13 protein-coding genes and 1 CRISPR repeat array are annotated in these 19,203 nt (G+C 67.1%); of the genes, 2 read left to right on the top strand and 11 right to left on the bottom strand.

Going from position 1 to position 19,203, the window contains the following annotated elements; all coding sequences use genetic code 11:
* Positions 1 to 9: 9 nt before the first annotated feature.
* The 7 genes from ACQEU8_RS33470 to casB form a co-directional block, all read right to left on the bottom strand.
* The gene (locus tag ACQEU8_RS33470) at positions 10 to 1,617 is read right to left on the bottom strand and encodes a restriction endonuclease fold toxin-2 domain-containing protein (RefSeq protein ID WP_433107817.1); all 1,608 of its coding nucleotides are present in this window, start codon (positions 1,615 to 1,617) and stop codon (positions 10 to 12) included.
* A gap of 481 nt (positions 1,618 to 2,098) precedes the next feature.
* A CRISPR array of direct repeats spans positions 2,099 to 2,556; the repeat unit is 29 nt; unit sequence GGGAACAGCCCCGCATGCGCGGGGACCAC.
* Between the two features lie 90 nt (positions 2,557 to 2,646).
* Positions 2,647 to 3,009: a type I-E CRISPR-associated endoribonuclease Cas2e gene (gene cas2e / locus ACQEU8_RS33465; protein WP_433107815.1), complete on the bottom strand. Its 363-nt coding sequence runs from the start codon at positions 3,007 to 3,009 to the stop codon at positions 2,647 to 2,649.
* Positions 3,006 to 3,962 carry a type I-E CRISPR-associated endonuclease Cas1e gene (cas1e, locus tag ACQEU8_RS33460; protein ID WP_433107813.1) on the bottom strand — a complete coding sequence of 319 codons (957 nt, stop codon included), beginning with the start codon at positions 3,960 to 3,962 and terminating at the stop codon, positions 3,006 to 3,008. Before cas1e ends, cas2e begins: the two co-directional genes overlap by 4 nt.
* Positions 3,959 to 4,687 (bottom strand): type I-E CRISPR-associated protein Cas6/Cse3/CasE, encoded by a 729-nt coding sequence (cas6e, locus tag ACQEU8_RS33455; RefSeq protein ID WP_433107811.1) that lies wholly within the window; start codon positions 4,685 to 4,687, stop codon positions 3,959 to 3,961. The genes cas1e and cas6e overlap by 4 nt, the downstream gene beginning before the upstream one ends.
* A complete protein-coding gene (gene cas5e / locus ACQEU8_RS33450) occupies positions 4,687 to 5,439 on the bottom strand; it encodes a type I-E CRISPR-associated protein Cas5/CasD (protein ID WP_433107809.1) in 753 nt (250 codons plus the stop codon). Before cas5e ends, cas6e begins: the two co-directional genes overlap by 1 nt.
* A complete protein-coding gene (gene cas7e, locus ACQEU8_RS33445; protein ID WP_433107807.1) occupies positions 5,436 to 6,635 on the bottom strand; it encodes a type I-E CRISPR-associated protein Cas7/Cse4/CasC in 1,200 nt (399 codons plus the stop codon). The genes cas5e and cas7e overlap by 4 nt, the downstream gene beginning before the upstream one ends.
* Positions 6,636 to 6,718: 83 nt before the next feature.
* Positions 6,719 to 7,519, bottom strand: a complete 801-nt coding sequence (gene casB, locus ACQEU8_RS33440) for a type I-E CRISPR-associated protein Cse2/CasB (RefSeq protein WP_433107805.1) — start codon at positions 7,517 to 7,519, stop codon at positions 6,719 to 6,721.
* Between the two features lie 208 nt (positions 7,520 to 7,727).
* Here casB and ACQEU8_RS33435 point away from each other — a divergent pair, with 208 nt between their 5' ends.
* Complete coding sequence (locus ACQEU8_RS33435; protein ID WP_433107803.1) at positions 7,728 to 8,930, top strand: IS110 family transposase; 1,203 nt, start codon at positions 7,728 to 7,730, stop codon at positions 8,928 to 8,930.
* 5 nt (positions 8,931 to 8,935) lie between these two features.
* On the opposite strand, the gene casA is transcribed toward ACQEU8_RS33435, so the two are convergent.
* Positions 8,936 to 13,660 carry a type I-E CRISPR-associated protein Cse1/CasA gene (gene casA / locus ACQEU8_RS33430; RefSeq protein WP_433108905.1) on the bottom strand — a complete coding sequence of 1,575 codons (4,725 nt, stop codon included), beginning with the start codon at positions 13,658 to 13,660 and terminating at the stop codon, positions 8,936 to 8,938.
* 1,866 nt (positions 13,661 to 15,526) lie between these two features.
* Between casA and ACQEU8_RS33425 the strand changes: the two genes are divergently transcribed.
* Positions 15,527 to 15,652, top strand: coding sequence for a hypothetical protein (locus ACQEU8_RS33425; protein ID WP_433107801.1), 126 nt, complete (start codon positions 15,527 to 15,529; stop codon positions 15,650 to 15,652).
* 152 nt (positions 15,653 to 15,804) lie between these two features.
* Here the strand turns inward: ACQEU8_RS33425 and ACQEU8_RS33420 are convergent, their stop codons facing one another.
* The 3 genes from ACQEU8_RS33420 to ACQEU8_RS33410 all read right to left on the bottom strand — a co-directional run bounded on the left by ACQEU8_RS33420 (position 15,805) and on the right by ACQEU8_RS33410 (position 18,910).
* Positions 15,805 to 16,476 carry an HNH endonuclease family protein gene (locus ACQEU8_RS33420; RefSeq protein ID WP_433107799.1) on the bottom strand — a complete coding sequence of 224 codons (672 nt, stop codon included), beginning with the start codon at positions 16,474 to 16,476 and terminating at the stop codon, positions 15,805 to 15,807.
* Positions 16,477 to 16,529: 53 nt separating this feature from the next.
* Complete coding sequence (locus ACQEU8_RS33415; RefSeq protein ID WP_433107797.1) at positions 16,530 to 16,982, bottom strand: hypothetical protein; 453 nt, start codon at positions 16,980 to 16,982, stop codon at positions 16,530 to 16,532.
* Positions 16,983 to 18,571: 1,589 nt separating this feature from the next.
* Complete coding sequence (locus ACQEU8_RS33410; RefSeq protein ID WP_433107795.1) at positions 18,572 to 18,910, bottom strand: hypothetical protein; 339 nt, start codon at positions 18,908 to 18,910, stop codon at positions 18,572 to 18,574.
* Positions 18,911 to 19,203 lie beyond the last annotated feature (293 nt).

Genomic DNA, 19,203 nt, shown 5'->3' with positions numbered 1-19,203 from the left:
CCTCTTGCCTCACGGTACGTATCGAGAATCACCTTTTACCCCGCTCATGGCCATCATGCTCTGCCAGTAAGCGGCAGCTTTCCTGTCGTTTGTAACGACCTCCAGCCCTCGGATCTCCTTGTTGCGTGGGTCCTCCATCGCCGCGTGATATCTCCGCAGCTCCTTTTCATCACCCGGGTACATTGAATCTATGCGTGGGTTGAAACGCATCCGTCCCTTGTCATCGAAACGCGGTTCGGTGGCCAATGTCTCGTCGACGGAGTCAAGGGTCCGAGGGTTGGTGCGGCAGTTAGGGTTACGCACGTGTTTCGCCTCGACAGCATAGCCGTCTGCAGGGCGCAGGCCGTCCACCATCAATCCCCTACCACTCGCGCCCATGGCGTGTGCGGGCAGGGGTACCTCACGTTCGGGGTAGCCGGAAATCCTCAACTGGTAGGCATTGTCTGGTTTCGTTAGCCCGCCGCCACCTGCAAAACCCCCGGCAGGAAGAGAGGACATCCATGATCGGAACCTATTCTCCTCCCCGGGGGTCAGCAAGCGGTGGCCCGAATTTGGATCGGGCGGGATGGGATCCCGAGCAGCAATGTTCGGATCCACACCATTGAAGCTTGCCAACTGCATTGCCGGTATGCGAATGCGGGGAATAGGCAGGGGAACGAACGGAAAAGGGAACCCGAGAGACCCGTCTGGCTTCGGGAGGTGAACTCGCTTCTTCGAATCATCAAGAGCCTGAGCTACGTCTCCCAATTGATGTATGTGCGGGTCGCCCAACACCGCGTCATTGAGACCCCCATCATTGCCGTTGCCACCCCACCTGGGATTATCAAAAGGGTTGTCAACATGGAAGACGTTGGAGTTATCTGCGCTGATTTGCTGGTACGCCTTGTCGACGTGTCCCGCGTATTTATCGCATGCCTTCGCCAATTGATGGCAGGCCGCAACCAGATTTGCAACGAGCGTCTCCTCGGCCTGTGCCCTGTCCGGCGGCGCTGTGAAACCAACACATCGTTTGAAATAGCGGTCGAAAGCGTCTGCCGCCTCACCGCCATGGGCTTTGTTGGACGCCTTGGCGCAGCTCTGCGCTGCGTCGAGGAGGCGATCAAGCATCTGGCCGGCCTTTCGCCAAGAGGTGGCCACATCTCTCGCTTTATCCGCGTCACCCCTAAAGCGCTGGGAAGCGAGATATTGATGGTGCCAGGCTGTGTTGCCGACCACGTCAGGGAGCTCTTGTCCGCGATTGAGGAATTCCTCGTCACATCCGTCGCTAGGATCAGCCATACCCGCCGTCAGGTCCTGTTGTTTACCCAGGATAGCGGCGACAAATTTATCCTCCTGAGCCATGAACTCTCTGGCTGTGCGCATGAGGCCAGCGCCAGTCTGACCTACCACGTAGGCGCTGAAACCCAATTGATCCAGGGTCGTCTTTGCCGCTGGCATGTAGACCTTGGAAAAATGATGGCCAGCATCATCGTCACCGGCCATTCCTTTCTGGCGCCCCCCGATTTCGGAAGACAGCGCGATCGTGGTGTCGCGAACTCCTCTCATTACGTCAATAAGCCCCAGAGAGCCTTTAATCATATTGGTGGCATACAAATGCATGCCGCCGTGGTCGCCCATAGGTCTTCCCCCAGCCGCGGTCGAGGCGCTCTACCAGACGTATCGCATCGAGCGCTCGCCGTCGACACGGCACCTGATCAGCAGCCTTTGACGTCGGCCGCGCGTGTCGAGGTGAACGGACGATGCCGCAGTCTTGCGTTGCATGCGGGGCCAGGGACTTCTCCACGCGGGCCCTGTCCTGGCCCCTGTGGGAGCACGACTCTTCCGTGTGCGCCGGGGCAGAGCTGCCACCCGCATGCGCGGGGACCACAGGGGTGTGGGGGCGGCTGATTGGCTTCATTGGGGAACAGCCCCGCATGCGCGCGGAGACCACAGACTGAGCGGGAAGGCTGAACGGAGGGTCGCGGGAACAGCGCCGCATGCGCGGGGACCACACGCGCAGGCACTCCGCCATCAGCTCGGCGTTGGGAACAGCCCCGCATGCGGGGGGGGGGGGGGGGGGGGGACCACCGCAGCGCGGTCGGTCGGCACGGAGGAGACGAGGGAACAGCCCTGCATGCGCGGGGACCACCTCACTACGTCCCTCGGAGGGTGGGGTCTCGGGGGAACAGCCCCGCATGCGCGGGGACCACGCGAGGGCACGCCAACCAGGGCCGTCGACCCAGGGAACAGCCCCGCATGCGCGGGGACCCCCCAGCAGCGTCGACGGATCGTGGCCGTCTACGAGGGAACAGCCCTGCATGCGCAGGGACCACGCCATTTGAACTTAAAGCCCGCGATAATCACGGGGAACAGCCCCGCATGCGCGGGGACCACTTTTCGCCGTTCGGCGTCGAGGGGGAGAGCTGGGGAACAGCCCCGCATGCGCGGGGACCACCAGTACGCCATCGTGTTCGCGGCGGCGTCCGTGGGAACAGCCCCGCATGCGCGGGGACCACATGGCAAGGGCGGGCAACCTCAAGCCCGAACAGGGAACAGCCCCGCATGCGCGGGGACCACAGGCCGCGACCAGGGGCTTCACATCGCCGAGCGTCGATTTTTACCCACTACAGCGAATTCCGACATAGTCAATCTTCCTACTCAAAGCCATCAGCTCTTTCCGAAGCGGCGGCGTTTGGCGGCCTTGCTCCAGCCCAGTTTCGGGGGCTTGGAGGTGGGGGCGGTTGCAGGGGATTGGATGGGGTTTGGGCGGCGTAGGAGTGTTAGTCCCTCGTGGTCGATGGGGCGCCAGCTGTGGTCGTGGGTCTTGAAGGTGAAGCCCTGCTCGTTGTTGGTCTGGTAGGCGAGCAGGGCGCGGCCTTGGCCGGAGTATTGGCATACCTCGGCCCACAGCATCTCCCGTACGCGTGCTGAGGGGGATCCCAGGAAGACGCCGGGGGAGAGCTCCAGTAGCCAGCGGGTCAGGAAGCCTCGGAGCCCGGCGGGGCAGTTGGCCAGGACGATGACGGTCACCAGATCGGGTCTTCCCCGTAGTTCCGCCCGCCTGCCACGTGAAGGTCCCCGTCGGTCTGCAAGGTGACGCTGTCCTGGCCTTCTGCGGTGTCGTCGGCTCGGGCCTCGTCGCAGCGCAGGAGTTGCTTGATGTCCCGCACACAGCGGTCCAACAGCGATGTCTCGTTAATGCGGTCGCGTAGAGCCCGTCGCGTCCGTGTGGCCACGTCGTCGGGACCGTACGCTGCTGCGTCGAATGCAGCCGGGATGGCGATATCGGTCTTGTAGAGGTCGGCGATGTCCAGCACGAAGGAGCGTTCGTGGCCGGAGTGGACGAAGCCCAGTGCTGGGGAGCAGCCGAGGGCGGTGACGACTGCGTGCGCGATGCCGTACATGCATTGCGCGGCAGCAGTCACGGCCTGGTTGGGCGCGTCGCCTGCGGAGAAGTCCCCGTGGTGGTACTCGCGGCGCCGCCAGGGAACGCCGGTTCGGGTGGATTCACGGCGGTAGCACTCCTTGAGGCGGCGGCCTTCCATGCGCAGCAGCTCATCGCGGGTGCGTCCGGCCGGGTTCTCCTCCGGGAAGCGCAGACGGTACATGTCCCGGGCCACTTCCAATCGTCTCCGGCGGTTGGCCCAGGCGGTCGCGTGTGCTTCGGCCAGCGCGGAGGAGCGGGTCAGTGCTCGGCCGCCGGCGTAGAAGCGCACGCCGTGCTCGCCGACCCAGGCCACCGCGGCGCCGCATTCGCCGAGGACGGACATGGCCTGGTGGGTGACGCGGGTGCCAGGTCCGAGCAGGAGTGTTCCGATGGTCGCTGCGGGGATGTGGGTGACACCGTCGGTGTCCGTGGCGGTGATCGCGTTGTCGTCGCGGTGGACGGTGCACCGCTCCAGGTAGATGAAGGAGAGCCGGTCTCTGACCCTGTACAGCTGGTGAGGGGTGGAGGTGGCCCGGCGGCTGACGGTGCCGCTCACCGCAGGGGGGCCAGGGTCATCAGGCCGCAACCGTAGGCTTTGGCCTTGCCCAGGCCGTGGGTGAGGGTGCGGCGGAACACGTCGAGGTCGGTGATCCGCAGCCGGCCGTCGAAGGTGACGCTCACGAAGCGGACTTCGCTTCGTGAGCGCGTGTTGCGTTTGCGGAACTGGTACGGCACCTGATTGTGCACGATCACCTCGTACTTGTCGCCGGGATCGTCATCGTGTCCGGGCAGCAGGCGGCGTGCCTCGGGCGTACGCGTGACTTCGAACCCGGCGCTCTGCTGCCGTTGGAGGAGCCACTGGAGCTGGTGTTTGGGGGTCAGGTGGGCGGTCCGCTTGGTGGGGGCGTCCTTGGCGCTGCCCGGTTTGCGGATGTGGTGCACGGGGTTGGCGGTGAGACGGAAGCCCCAGGTGTCTCCTTGTTTGAGGGTGGCGAGGAATTCCTCGTAGGCGAAGATGGACCACCCCGGCTCTTGGAGGGTGGGCCAACCCATCTGCTCGACGAGGTGGGTCAGGTCCGGTCTGCTGGGGCTGACGATGAACAGGTCGGGTCGGCCGGAGGGGGTGTGGTCGAGGCGCCACAGCACGCGTGGTCCGTGTTCGTCCCGGGGTGGCGCGTCGGGGAAGGCCATGTTCACCGCGCCGTGCATGAAGTGCGGTGAGCCCAGCAGCCGCCGGGCTTCGGTGCGGGCAGTGTTGATGCGGAAGCGCGTCAGGTACATCAGATGGTCCTCGGGAGGCTCTCCGTGGTGCCCTCGTCAGAAGGGCCCACCGGGCGCAGGCCGGTGGTCGGGTCGTGGGACGCGGCGGTGGTCCGGTCGGTGATCAATCCGCGCAGTTCGTAGCGCCTGTGGCGGGGGTCGAAGCTGGCCGGCGTATCGCGCAGGGACAGGTGGGGAGTCTCTCCGGGTGGGCAGTCCAGCAGGAGATCCAGCGCTTCCGTGCCGGATGAGCTGCCGCTGGCTCGGGCAGTGCGCTCCAGATGCCGGATGTACCAGTCGGATGCCTGCCAGGGGGCGCCGCGCAGCGCTTCTTCCAGGGAGGTGTCGACGGGCGGCCCCATCTCGACGGGCCGTGAGGGCGGGCAGGATCGGCGCCCGAGGTAGGGAAGGTAGTACGGCGCCAGGAGGGCGCGATGCAGACGGTGGAGCAGCGCGGCGTCGCCCTCGACCCCGGCGATGAACACCGCGTCGGTGAGGTAGTACCGCTCTGAGAGAGGCATGGCCTTGCCGGAGTCGGCGTGGTGAGCGGTGTGGAAGTCCCGCATGCGGGAACCGGGCTGATCGATCCGCACGCCGAACCGCAGCGCGGCCAGGTCGGACAGGTCCGCGGCACGGGACCGGCCCTGCGCGGCGGCGAGCAGGCCGAGCACGCCGCTCTTGGTGGGGGCGTTCTCCGTGGTGCGGCGGGCGAAGCGGGCGGCTGCACCCCAGGACTGCATGGGGCCCGCCAGCCGGAGCAGCAGCGCGGTCATACGCTGGTCTCCAGCCGCTGGCCCACCGCCTCGCAGACCTCGCGCACGAGCTCTGTCAGTGACACCTCCGTGCCGAGTTCGCCAAGGGCGCTCGTCTCCTCGCCCACGCGGAATACCCAGCTCTGCTCCTTGTCGGCGATGCCGTACTGCCGCTCCAGGTCGGGCACGAACGTGGCGAGCTTCCGGCAGCTCTCCCGCACGTATCCACCCGTCGAGGTTTTGGGGACCGGTTCTTCGAAGGCCCCCACGAAGCTGACGGGCCAGCGGTTGCGCAGCTTGACGATCACCGCTGAGGGAAGCGTGTGGTTGCCGAAGGTGTTGATCTTTCCGGTCGGCAGGGAGGTGACAAAGGCTTCCAGAAAGGCTCCCACTGCCTTCTCCACCGGGGTGGTCGGCGACTCGTTCTCGCGCAGCCCGTCTCCGAGGTTGCGTCGCAGCTGATCGACGTCCACGGCGGCGTAGCGGTAGAGCGTGGCTGAGTTGAAGTCGATGGTTCCGATCATTCCCGCACCGGTCTCGTCTTCCCGGCTGAGATCGTCCACCGCCGTGTAGTAGTCGGACTCGATGTCCGACTTGTGCACGCTGAGGGCATGGGCCACCTGTGTGGCCGCGTCCACGTTGAGGTCGGCGGAATCGGCGACCATACGGCCGAAGAGGGCGATGTCGACAGAGTGCCGAGTGTCGACGGCCTGCCTGGCGTGGGCCTTGTTCTCCTTCAGGAACTTCTTGAGTTCCTTGGGGTCTCCATCCTCGCCGCTTCCGGTGACGGCCAGCTCGGCGAGGGCATCCAACTGCCGCGCACTCAAGAACATCAGGTACGAGGATTCAGGGGCCTGGACTCCCTCCTCCCCCTCAACGGTCTTCGACTTGCGCTTCGGCACGTCGATGGTCGAGCCCGTCGCGGCTTTGAGCACGTCGGTGGCAAGCTGCACGGACACCGGTTGCAGATGCGTGTTCCGGGCGACGATCCGTTCGGCAAGCGCGGCTGCCACCTTCTTGGTCCGCACGCCCAGGTCTGCCGGGGGCAGGAGGTCCTCGAACGCCCGGCGCGTGGCGCGCTTCCACGCTTGGCTTGAGACGCGCGCTCGCCGCACCCCGCCGAAATGAGCCGACTTGGGGGTGCCTGTGTCGTCGCGGTTGAGATTGCTCGGCGGGACGGTCTGGAGGATGTGGATGTCGAGGATGGTTCGGGTCACCGTAGATCCATTTCTGCTCGGGCCCTGCTCGTGGGCCGTCGAAGTGCGCGTAGATGGTTGGTTGTGCGGGTTGTGGCGGGGTGTCACTCGGCCTGGGCGTCCTCGGCCGAGGGCTGCCTCGCGTACGCGAGGTGGAACTCGCGCCCCCATGCACGCCGTACGCCGTCCTGGAGAGGTTCGCTCTGCCAGAGCAGGAACTGGCCCGCGAGGTATCCGTAGTCCAAGGGGATGCGCGCGGCCCGCAGCAGTAGCACCATCTGGCGCAGACGCCCGCTGAGGGTGTCGAAGTCCGTCGATGTGCCGATCCGCACGAAACGCTTGCGGATGGTCTCGCTGGCTTCTTCGACGGGGTGCCGCTCGCCTCCGGAGCCGCCCTTGCCGGTGTCGGCAGCCTCAAGCTGATCCTGGGTCCCGGTCATGCCGTGGGCGAGCCGCCGGACCGCGCGTCCCAGCGGCCAGTTGCTCTGGTGCATCGGGGCGTCGCGGATGGACTGTTGGTGCAGGGCCCAGAGGGTCACCGCCAGGTGCACAGCCCGTTCCTCTTGAGTCTGTCGCTCTTCCACCCATTGCCTGGCGCGGGCCGAGAAGTGCTGCGGCGCGGCCAGGTCGCCCCTGCGGTCTTGTTCCGTCTCCTGCTCCGCGTCCCTGAGAAACGAGAGGTCCTCCAAGTCGTCGAGCCCCCACGCGGTGGGGGAGACGTGTGGGTCGCGGCCTGCTTCTCGGCGCAACCGCGCCACTGCGGCCACTGCGGAGGCGACGTCCTGGCGGTAGCCGCCCTGGAGACGGCCGACCGTACGGCGGGTGGCGCTTTGCACCAGGGCGACGCTGCGGTCGGTGGCGTCCGTGCCCGGTGTGGAGAAGGTCTGGTTCGTGCTGGTGGTCATGAGGCGCCCTAAGAATGTTGGCGGTCCGGGAGGACCGGGTGTGGCTGATGAGGCGTTGCCGTTGATGGCTCAGGGAGAATGGCCGCCCGGTCCTCCGGGATGCTCCGACCACTGATTGAGAACTGCGGTCATCGCTGGTCAGGGACCTGTCGGCGGAGTGTTCTCCGGGCCACGAAGATGCTGGTCATGGTGGAACGGAGCGACGGGCTTGAGCACGTCTTGTGAGCGGATATGGGTCGGCGTCGATGCCGGCAAGGGACACCACTGGGCGGTGGCCATCGATGGCGACGGCGAGACGCTGTTCTCGACGAAGGTGATCAACGATGAGGCCCAGATCCTTGCCCTCATCGGGACTGCCCGCGAGCGGGCCGGCGAGGTGCGGTGGGCGGTGGACATCTCCGGCCGGGCCTCGACCCTGTTGCTGGCCCTGCTCATCGCACACGGCCAGCAAGTCGTCCACGTGCCCGGCCGGACGGTCAACCGGATGTCCGGCGCCTACAAGGGCGAGGGCAAGACCGACGCCAAGGACGCGCGTGTCATCGCCGACCAGGCCCGCATGCGTCGGGACTTCGCTCCGCTCAGTACTCCTCCGGAGCTGGTCACCACGCTCCAGGTCCTGACGAACCACCGGGCCGACCTGATCGCCGACCGGGTGAGACTGGTCAACCGGCTCCGTGACCTCCTGGTTGGCATCTGCCCTGCTCTGGAACGGGCCTTCGACTACTCCGCGGCCAAGGGCCCGGTCGTCATGCTGACCGAGTACCAGACCCCGGCCGCCCTTCGCCGGATCGGCGTCAAGCGGCTGACGACCTGGCTGGAACGGCGCAAGGTCCGCGGCGCCGCCGACGTCGCCGCCAAGGCCGTGGAGGCCGCTCAGTCGCAGATGACCGCCCTGCCCGGGGAGAAGCGGGCGGCGAAGCTGGTCTGCGACCTCGCCCACCAGCTGCTCACCCTGGACGAGCGGATCAAGGACAACGACCGGGAGATCCGCGAGACCTTCCGCACCGACAACCGCGCCGAGATCATCGAGTCCATGCCCGGCATGGGACCGATCCTGGGCGCCGAGTTCATCGCCATCGTCGGCGACCTGAGCGGCTACAAGGACGCCGGCCGCCTCGCCTCCCACGCCGGCCTCGCCCCGGTCGCCCGGGACTCCGGCCGCCGGACCGGCAACTACCACCGGCCCAAACGCTACAACCGACGCCTGCGGCACATCTTCTACCTGGCCGCCCAGACCGCGATGATGCGCCCCGGGCCGTCCCGGGACTACTACCTCAGAAAGCGCGCTGAAGGGCTGCTGCACACCCAGGCGCTGCTCGCGCTGGCCCGGCGCCGGGTCGACGTGCTGTGGGCGATGCTGCGTGACAAGAGGCTGTTCACCTCCGCTCCACCGGTCACGCAGACGGCTTGACACGATCATTGAGATTCCCTGAGGTCCTGGGGCATGTCGGTGGCCGGGCCGAGGACCTTGTTCAGGCGTCCCGCGAACCACATGTTGGCGCGGCCGGCGTCCATCCACCGGGGCCCCAGGCCGGGGAGTTCGACCATCCGCCCCTCGTCCGCGGCCGGTCCGGCGGAGGCGAGGATCTGGCGGCCGAGGCTGGTCATGTGCCGGCGCACAGTGGACTTCCAGGCCCGTCGCGCCGCCTCCAAGTCGGAGAAGGACAGCAGGTCCGTCAGCCACGCTCGGTAGGGACCGTCCAGCGCGCCGAACCCAGCGTCCCGCGCGGTGCCGGTGGCCGGTGCCGGATCGCTTCCGGCAGCCCTCGCGAGGTTCCCGGCAAGATGCCCCAACGCCTCGACGGCGTCCTCGGCCCACTGGACGGCGTCCAAGGCCGCGGCGCCGTACACCGGGTTCTTCTCGTGCAAGGTGATCACCGGGAGGACCACGGAGTCGTCCACTACCTCGTCCACCACAGACTGCTGTGTGCCGTAGACGGCACCGACGAGACGCAGCCGGACGAGTTTGCCCGGATCGACCTCTCCTTCGGTGATCACTTGGGTGAACCAGCGACTGATGGCCGAGCGCAGGGCCTGGGGGGCCTCCCCCTTCTTCCCGACGTCCCTCGTGCTCTGGCGCGCGGGAAGAAGAGAGGCCAGGCCGCGCCAGGCTGTCCTGCCGGGGTCGTGGCGCCGCGGTGCGTACACCGGCTCGCGCTGCTGCTGCTTTTCCAGAGCAGGGCTGCGGCGCCAGGCCGTCATCGGCTCCAGCTTCCAGGGGGAGGCGATGGCGAGCTGGTCCCCATACCCGAGGACGACGCCTGTCACTGCTCCGTTCTCCGGGTGCAGTCGGAGCCTCCTGGACTGCCAGGTGTACAAATCGCGCAATCCGGCTGGCCGTTGGCTATCACGAGGCGCGGCTCCGGTCGGCGCACGTCGCCACGCGGGGCGGTCGTCCTCGGCCCCGTCCTGGGCGAGGTCCAGCTCATTGGGGACCAGCAAGTTCAGCAGCAGCGTCTCGCGCAGGGTGTCGCCCTCGGCGAAGACGCCGCCCAGATTCCCCAGCGAGCCCACCCCCAACGGATACACCTTTCCTGCCTTCGACCGTTCCTCATCGCCGACCAGGGCGGACTTGATGCCTGAGGTGTCGAATGCGTGCGCGTGCACCAGCCAGCGGGCTGCCTCCGCGTAGGAGAGAGTGTCGACGCCGGGCCTGCGCATGCTGAAGAACACCGAGCCGACGGGCACATCGGTGACGATGCGGCTGAGCGGAGCCAGGTCGTCTCTGGCCGTGCGCAGCCCGGCCACCTGGTAGAAGGGCTTCTCGGGATGGAACAGGTCGAAGCGGTCACGGTGCCGGTCGAGGTAGGCAGGGACCTCGGCGAACGGGTCGTCGGAGAGCCAGAGCTCCTCCCAGTCCTCCAACGCCTCAGGGAACGTCGCGCCATGCGCGTCCGCCAACGCGTCGCACACGATGGCCAGGAGCAGTCGCAGCACAGCTATCTCCTGCGTCGGCAGGTCCCCCACCATCCGTCGAAACTGCCCGGCCCCCCTGAACAGCTGTGACAGAGAGACCTCCTGCACCGTGCCGTCCTTGCGCTGCACCGGCACCCACGGTGCGGAGACCAGGTTGAAAGAGGGAGGCCCGGAGTCCACAGGCCGTTCCTCGCTCACCGCACCGCCCTCCGTAACCGACCGGGAGGAGCCGAACTGCTCTCCGGCGCCCTCACTGCCCGCTTGCTCATTCCGACCGTCCTCTCCGGCAACCCTGTGCTCGGCCGCAGTGGTCCGCCCGCCTTTCGGGAACGGGCCATCATCGGCCCGTGACGGCCCCATGACCCGTAGCCCGTCGGCAGGGCTGTACTCCAGAAGGAAGCCTGACAGGCGGGTCTGACAATTCTCGTCCAGAACGAGCAGCAACTCCCCTGCCAACCACGGGCATTCCTTCACCTGCCAGGCCGGAACCAGCAGCCCCTCCAGTTCGGCGATGGTGCGGTCGATCACCCACGGTTTGCTGAAGAGCGCGGGCAGCGTGAGGGAACTGGCCGCCACCGCTTGTGCCGCACGACGGCTGGGCGGAAAGTCCGTGGGCAGAACGAGAGCACCGAGCGGCCCTTCCTTATCGTCAGCCACCCACGGGACCGTGGTCAGGCTCCCGTCCGCCCGCCGCTGGATGACCAGGACCTCCAAGGACTCCTCGGCGTCGCGCACCTGCGCGCGGCCCGCACCGGTGTCGTCGGTGTCCCCGGCCTGGGCCTCCAGCCACCCGTACACCGGCCTTCCGGGGCGCCGCACCGGCCCCAGGAGATAGCTCTCCGCCTTCTCCCTCTTCGCGGCAAGCAACTCCTGGTGCTCCACCCGGGCCTCGTCCATGGCTTCCGCCCATGCCTGCGGCACCGCCGGATTAGCGTCGTACGCCTGCTGCACCAGCGGGCTGATCCTGTCAGGCATACTCAAGGGGGAGCCGTCCAAGTGGGGGCCGAGCACGGCGAGTGAAGCCAGCAGCGTGTAGTCGCCCCCGTAGATCGCCCGCGATCCTTCGACGGGGCGAGGCGGGGTGGCCTGCCAGTCCACTCCCGTGATCAGGCACCGGGGCCTACGCAGCCGAGCCGGTCTTGGCCGTACATGCCGGTGCAGGCGTCCCATTCGTTGCAACACCAAGTCGACCGGTGCCAGGTCGGTGGCCATCACATCGAAGTCGATATCGAGTGACTGTTCGACCACCTGGCTGGCAACCACCACGTGCCTGGCGGGACGTTGGTCGCTTCCCGGCCCGAACCGCCGGACCAGCTCCGCGTCCTTCGCCGCTCGGTCTGTGGCCAGGAAGCGGGAGTGCGCGACTGTCACCGCCTCCTCGCCGAACCTCTCGCGCAGCACCTGCGCCGCTTCCAGCACCCGAGCCACGGTGTTCCGGACGACCAGCGCGCAGCCGCCATCGGCCAGCTCCTCGGCCAGCCGCTCGGCCAGGACGGACACGTCGTCATCGCAGCGCTCGACCACCACCTCCGCCCGGCGCCCCGAAGCCGCGCCAGGACGGACACTCACGGCCCGGCAGCCCGGCGATACCGCACTGACCAGGGGGTAGGCATCCGCCGCCGATTCGATCTCCGCAGCACCCGACTCCCCGGCGTACGCGGCAGCCAGAGCCCGCCGACGCGCGGATGGAAGCGTCGCGGACAGCAGAACAACCGGCACCCTGTATGCCGCCAGCCACTCCAGCACCCGGTCCAGATACCTGCTCATATACGCGTCGTAGGCATGAACCTCGTCGATGAGAACGACCTTCCCCGCCACCGCCAGATGCCGAAGCGCCAGGTGCCGGCTCTTCAGCCCGGCGAACAGCACCTGATCGATCGTCCCCACCGCGAACGACGCCAGAAGCTGCTTCTTCCGCCCCCGCAGCCACTGATGCGCATGCAGCCCCGCAGGACGCGCACCCACCTCCACGCTCTCGCTCGCGCCGTCCGGATCAACCGCGGCGACAGCCCGTCGCCCCTGCCTCAACATGCCGGCCCACGTCCCGTTCAGCGCCGCCTTGGCGTGAGCGAGCACGACCGCCAACGACGCGCCCTCGTCATGCGGCAAGTGCTCCAGCCACTTCGTCAAGCGGCCGAACATCGCATCGCTCGTGGCACGCGTCGGCAACGCGACCAGAACCCCGCCCGCCCCCGAACGCGCGGCAAGCACCTCCGTTGCAGCAAGGGCCCCCTCAGTCTTGCCCTCGCCCATGGGCGCTTCGATCATCACCAGGCCGGGCTCCGGCATGGAGCGCGCCACGCGTACGGCCTCGGCCTGCACCGGACGCACCTCACAGCCCCGCAACTGAGGAAAACGCGCCGCGAACAGCTCCGATACCCGCCCTTGCGGCACCTTTGGCGTCCACGGTCCCGGCAGGTCCAACCCCGCCCAGGCAGCCTGCAACCGACGCTGCTCACCTACCGCTCCGGCAGGCCGCCATGACTCCGGGTCGTACGGGAACAGCTCAGGAGCACTGGCGATCCAGTCCGCGACGATCACCACCGAGGACAGCATCACCTGCGCCGTCTGCGGCAGCCGTACTCCCCTCCACTCCGTGAACCGCTCCGTTACTCCTGCCGCCTGTGCGCATGCGTCCATCAATGCGAACTGCACGTCACGCCAGACCCCTTCTGCTGACCCGGGGTGCCGGAGCAGGTGAGGCCGAAGCTGGAGGTCGTGAATGTGCTGGTGCTCAGGGGGCACCCCGTGATGCCCGCCCACCACGACCGCGAACTGCCCGGACACCCGTCCAGCGAGCCCGAACCGCTCTCCCAGCCACTCTTGAAGCAGCAATTGCCCAGCCAGCCCGTGCGGAGCCAGCCGCCGGTCCGACCCATACTCCCTGGCGGTCAACATGTCCAATCCGGCATCCCTCATGCCCACGGCAAGAGGTTCAACCTGGCAGGCAAAGGCAGGAGCGGCCTTCCCGATGTCATGAACACCGCCAAGGAACCGCACCAGCCGAAGAGCATCACCGTCCCCGCCAGGCAACGTCTCAGTCACCACCCCCCTGACTGAACGCGGAACCCAGCGCTCCCACAGCTCCCCGGCGACCGCCATGCTGTCGGCCATATGCCGCCACAGCGGAAGCCAACCCTCCGTCGTGCGATCGTGCTTGGCCCAGGCCACTCGCGCTGCCGGGGGCAACTCCTGAAACGCCGCAGAACGCGCCGCAGCCGTCATGGTCATGGATGCATCAAACATGCCGAAATACCTCGCAGGACGGATACAGCGAAATCCCCCACCACACCTCGCACCTGGTGTAAGGGCGCGACACGAAATAGGCTGCCCGGCCCCTTCCGGGCCGGACAGCCTGCGCTCTCCATCAAGCTCGACGCTTGGCCGCCACCAGCCGGATCGTCGCAACCAACACGATCACCACTACGACGAGGCCCCACAGTCCTGGCGCGTACGGCGAGGGCGTGGCTGGAGCGGCGGCGATCGTCGCGGTGACTAAGCCGTACGCACAAGCGCATGACGTGGAATCAGAGGGGTGGGCAGACGGGCAGCCAAGGTTCGGCTTTAACATTGATTACTCCTTCAGCATTTGCACAGTGCTCTGGGATATGCCGGGCCCGCCCCTTCTCGCGTCAACGAGGAGCGGCGGGCCCGCGCGCGTTGGCACGGTCCCGCCTGCGAGGGAGGGCTGCCGGGGAGCCTAGCAGCCTGAACGCCCGCTGCTCGCAAGCTCGTTGAGGATCAAAGGTTGAATACGCCTCCCCAGTTGCGGCGCAAGAGAAAGATTGCTCCAGGGGGTCGCTCCTGAACTGACAGGCCCACGGGAGGCTTACGTACGCTCACGCGGACAGGTCGCCGCAGCCCGGACAGCCGACTACCGGCGGGGCCCGCGTATACGGGCATCGTCGCGTACGTGTGCCCGCCCAGAGTGGGAGGCCCGGGGCCGCCCGTGCAGAGGCGGGACCACATGATCCGCGGAGGCCACTAACACTCTCTTCAGGGGGCCAGCCCCGCATCCGCGGGGATCACCTTTGAATCGCGCCTCCCCAGGGGACAACCCCGCATGCGCGGGGACCACGAGGGTACGGCCGAGGCCGGCGCGTTGTGGGCACCCCCGCTCGCGCGGGGACCATACTTCCAGACGTGCTCCATTAGCGCAGCTTTGCCAATTCTTGCTGCCGTAGCTTCTCGTTATCGGCGCATGGTGGCAGACCCGATGCCACAGTGTTTCCGTAGGCATGTTCGGCCAGGTGTCTTTGGGAACACCTTGGGGGCATGGCGGCCACCAAGGTCCGCAGGTCGGTGCAGTGGCCTGTTGCTGCGGACCGTGCGGGTGGCAAGCCGACGGGCGCGGTGGTTCCTGCGCCGACGGGAGGTGTTCAGTCGTGAACCAATGTGTGGTCCGGCAGCGCATGGTGGTATCCGCGCTCCCTCGGCGTCGCGGTCGTGTAGGAACTACCTGCCTCGAGCAGTGAGGACCCGGAGGCTGAGCACTGGCCCCGCGTCGAGCCGTGTGCGGATCGGCTGGACTGGCTGCCTGCTGTGCTTGCCGCATGGGATCGTCCTCTTCGCCTTTCAAATGCCGAGATTGGGGTCAAGTGATCTGCGGCCCGGGTTTCGGGCAGTACCGTCGACCGTTGCTGGTTATGCGCTGGTTACTGTCCCGCAGCGGCGCGTTTCCGCAGGTGACTGCGGTTTCGTCGACGTTCCGGTTCAATGTGTAGTGCCTGCCGTAGCAGTTGATCGCTGACCTGGTAAATGTGTAGGTCAGCCGGGGTCGGCTCGATTTCGGGTCGGCCCCGTTTCCGTTGCGGTGCTGGATCAGTGCTGGACGGGGGAAGCGCGAGGCCGGACGAGACGAGTGGCGACGACCTGTGGGCGAGGCCGCGTTCCTTGTGGTCCTAGCCGCCCAGTTTGAGCGTATGAGCGTCACATACGTCACGCCGCGCAGTTACCGGGTGTCTCATCTCAACTCGGGCACCTCGGCCAGACCGCCCTGGGCCTCGGCCCGGCCTAGACCGCAGCTGCAGGCGCGACGCCGGTAGGGCCAGCGGCTGCCGACCAACCGACGGGGTGCGCTCAGGCGCAGGCATGCGCCTCGTCCTCGCCCGCGACGGCGACGAAGTCGTGGGCTTCTTCACATACGGCTACCTCCTGCCAGCCGCCACCAGCTGGTGGAACAGCGTTCTGGAACCGCTCCCGGTGGACCCTGAGTAGTTCCTCGCTGACTCTGACGCACAGATCTCGGCAGTGACCAGGCTGCACAGGCGCCCCCGCCAACCGAAGATGACGGGGTGCTGCCCATGCCACACCTGTCCGGTCGGCGTACGGCCAAGGCCCCGTGCGGACCGTCTTGCTTTCGGGCTGGTTCAGTTTGCGGCGATGTCGGTGTTGACGCGGGTGGTGGGGCACCTGGCAGCCCGGTCCGTGAGCGCCTTCTTCTCGGCCTCGTCGATGGTGAGCTTCCACCGGGTTTTCGTCGCGACCCAGTCGGCCAGGTACATGCAGGATGCTGACTTGGCCGACACCCACCATTCGGCCGGGTCCTTGTCGGCTTTCTGCCGGTTCTCCTTCGCGGTTACGGCCACCAGCGACTGCGGGCTGCCGAGGTCGTTGGCGTAGCGCTCCCGCGTCTTCGCGTCCCAGCCGGCTGCGCCGCTGTCCCAGGCTTCGGCGAGCGGGACCATGTGATCGATATCAAGGTCGCGAGGATTGTCGGTGGTCTTGCCGTCGTAGTAGCTGAGCCACTGGCCGTCCGTCAGGGTGCAACCCGGGCCGACCTTGGGCTCTTCGGTGGCTTCCTGGACGAGGACTTCCTGCCGGGTGTTGCAGCCGTCCCTGTCGGCGTCGATCCAGTGCTTGAACTTCGTGCGCTTGTAGCCAGCGCGATTCTCCTTGCCAACGGGCAGCGCGTCGATCGCTGAGCTGACCGCCATGCTCACCCGCTCTTTCACCGGTGCGGGCTCGGCCACCGCGGGGGCGGCAGCCATCAGGGGGATCGTCAGTGCGGCGGCCGCGAGGCCGCGAACGAAGGTGTTCACGGCTGGAGTTGTAGCGGCTCGACAGGCGGCACGCCCACGGCGAGGGCTACGGTTCACCCGACCGAGGGGCTGCGCAGGCGACGGCGGGCCAGGCGGACCCGCGCCCGTGATTCCGCTCCCATGCCGCGCAGGCCATCCAGTGCGCTCAGGTCCGCGGCGAGAAGGGAAGCGGGGTCGCCGAAGCCTTCTCGTTTCATAAGGTTTGAGAGCCGGTGCCCGGGCTTGTCGTGGCCGAACGCGTTCCGGAACCGGGCCTCGTCCCTGCCACGGTCTCGACAGCTTCGGCACGGGCTGGTGGCGGGCATCGGTTCTGCGCCCTCGACGTGTGCTTGCAACGCGGCTGCTGCCTCTGTGGCGTTCGGGGCCGTCATGACGCGGAGGACCGGCAGAAGGCCGTCTGTGGACGGCGTCAGCGGGGTCGCGGTCACATCCCCCGGAAAGACAGCCGCGACGTGCAGAGTGGCGTCGTCCTGGTCGAAGAGCCCGATCACCGTCCAGTCGCTCATGGTGCCCATACTGGCACCGTCAGTAGAGGAGGCGCAGTAGAACGGACTGCAGTTGCTGCGGCTGCGGGGGCAGGGCACACCGCAGATGGGAAACGGCGGAACCCGTACAGCACAGGGGTGCTCGTCAAGACTGAGCAGACCTACCAACTCGGGTGTACGTGGACGCTTCCGGAGCGTCAGGCGTGCCGCAGTTAGGCCGCGAGCCGCAGCTTGCGGAGACCAGTCTGTGATCCCCCCGATGGTGCAGGCACACCAGCGCCATAATGTAGCCGCAGGCCGAGCCTGCGGGGAGTGTGAGCTGGGACAACGAGACTGTCTACCAAATCGGGCCGCCGCGGCGGCTTCCTCCGCTGGTTCAGGGGCGACCGTTCCATGGACGCGTCCCTGGCGGTCTAGGCAAGTGCCGGCAGGGCTCGTCACAGTGCCTCTGAAGGACTCCTCCCGACGTTGTGTCACTGGGGGAGGTCAGGAAGCGCTGGATTGCCGTGTGACAGGCGCGATCAAAGGCGAGTCGATGTCGATCGATGTCGGTTAAGTGTGTGGGTTGCTTAGGTGGTGCTTCGGAACCTCAGGTACGCATGCAACACGCGACTTCCACATAAGCAGAATATCGGAGATATCACTGTTGGGCCCGAGTCACGCGTAGTTGCTGCTGCCCGCCTACAATCAATCCGCTGGTCAATCAGCGTGGCGGTCGCCCTCCGGGACGACCGAGGATCGCAACTCCGGCTTGTCCTTCCACGGGCCGACCCCGGCGGGCGGGTGGCGGTCGCCCTTCGGGCGACCGAGGATCGGAACGCGTTGGAAGAGCATCTGTCCACCGACAACCGGGTAGTGGCGCCCGACGTCACTTCATTCCATGCTGCTACCGGAGAAGCCCATACTCGGTTTCATCGTCCCAACGGGTGGCTGAGGCGGTGATCCGTACGCAGTTGCTGGGGTGTAGGAGCGTCGTCAGCGAGACCGACCAGGGCGTGGACGGCCCCCAGCTGCACGGTGGGCGCGTCGTTGCCGAACTGGGCGACGGGGGTGGCCTTTCCCGTGACCCTTCAGCTCGTCGAGCCGTTGATCGGCTATCGATGAGGGAGGGACGCATGCAGCGTGCACAACAACGAGTACTCGCGCAACGCGCAGCGGTAACAGCTGGCGCTCTCGCCCTGGCCGCGACCGCCACGCTGACGGTTGCACCCCCGGCCACGGCCGTAGGAGCCCGTGGATGCAACAGCGATCACGCCGCGGGAACCTGGAAGATCGCAGACAGCCACGTGCATCTGCGCAGCGGGCCGGGCAAGCGGTACCGGTCCAAGGGACTGCTCTCCCAAGGCACCCGCATCACGATGCGCTGCACATGGTCGAGCAAGAAAGCGCTCTGGCGCTACGGCAAAGTCCGCACAGGCCCGCATGCAGGTACCTGGGGCTGGACGTGGTGGCAGCACGCACATGCCTGATGCCGTGTCCGGCAGCCGCCAGGTCTCTGCCCGCTGGAGGCATGACTCAGTGCTGGGCCCAGCCGGTGGAGAAGGATGAGGGCGATGAGGTGATGAGTGTGACGGCATTGACGCTTGTGCGCCGCCATCCGTAGCGGGCGGTCAGACCTCGTGTTCCTCGACCCGGGAGAAGAGCCGGTGACCGAGTTCATCGGCTATTCGGCCCAGTTGTGGGTGCTCGGCGACCAGGCTGAGGAGCGTGGACACGGCAGCCGATTCGCCCTTGGTGAGGACGGCCAGACGTGGACCGGGGCGATCGAGGTCTTCGCGGAGGTCGGCAACCAGCTGATCCTGGACCTCGGGTTCCGTGGTGGCGCGGACGGCCCGGCCGTTGATGGTGACGTTCGTGCCGTCGGAGGAGAGGTCGACACTGGACAAGTCGCCGCCTTGGATCGTCACTCCGTGGTGGACGCCTCCGCTGATGCTGTTAGTGACGTGCATGGTGGCTCATTCCTTCGCTGCTCTGCGCGTGGGCGGTCTGACACACGGGTGCCTAGCGGTTGCTTTCCATGCGCCCCGGTTGGTTGTGAGCCTACGCAGAGGGGCCATATTCAGCCAGAGAACGGCCGATCTTCAGGCTGCTGGAGGAAGCAAGCCGACGGTGGCGCGACGTTTCGATGCTGAGCGAGCTGCCCTTCAGCAGGCCGGGACATCCAGCATGGCGCGATTGCCAACGGCAGCTGCTGACGGCCTACCCCTGTAGTGCACGGCGCAGGCTGAAGCAGTCGGGAGCC

It is taken from the genome of Streptomyces sp. CA-250714 (assembly GCF_050936705.1).
Lineage (GTDB): Bacteria > Actinomycetota > Actinomycetes > Streptomycetales > Streptomycetaceae > Streptomyces.
This window is presented reverse-complemented; position numbering and strand designations above follow the sequence as displayed.

What these genes read in the sequence shown, in the direction of transcription:
- casA (WP_433108905.1), bottom strand. Translation starts at nt 13,660, where the DNA reads ATGACGGCTGCGGCGCGTTCTGCGGCGTTTCAGGAGTTGCCCCCGGCA.
- cas6e (WP_433107811.1), bottom strand. Translation starts at nt 4,687, where the DNA reads ATGTACCTGACGCGCTTCCGCATCAACACTGCCCGCACCGAAGCCCGG.
- casB (WP_433107805.1), bottom strand. Translation starts at nt 7,519, where the DNA reads ATGACCACCAGCACGAACCAGACCTTCTCCACACCGGGCACGGACGCC.
- ACQEU8_RS33425 (WP_433107801.1), top strand. Translation starts at nt 15,527, where the DNA reads ATGCGCCTCGTCCTCGCCCGCGACGGCGACGAAGTCGTGGGCTTCTTC.
- cas5e (WP_433107809.1), bottom strand. Translation starts at nt 5,439, where the DNA reads ATGACCGCGCTGCTGCTCCGGCTGGCGGGCCCCATGCAGTCCTGGGGT.
- ACQEU8_RS33410 (WP_433107795.1), bottom strand. Translation starts at nt 18,910, where the DNA reads ATGCACGTCACTAACAGCATCAGCGGAGGCGTCCACCACGGAGTGACG.
- ACQEU8_RS33470 (WP_433107817.1), bottom strand. Translation starts at nt 1,617, where the DNA reads ATGGGCGACCACGGCGGCATGCATTTGTATGCCACCAATATGATTAAA.
- ACQEU8_RS33415 (WP_433107797.1), bottom strand. Translation starts at nt 16,982, where the DNA reads ATGAGCGACTGGACGGTGATCGGGCTCTTCGACCAGGACGACGCCACT.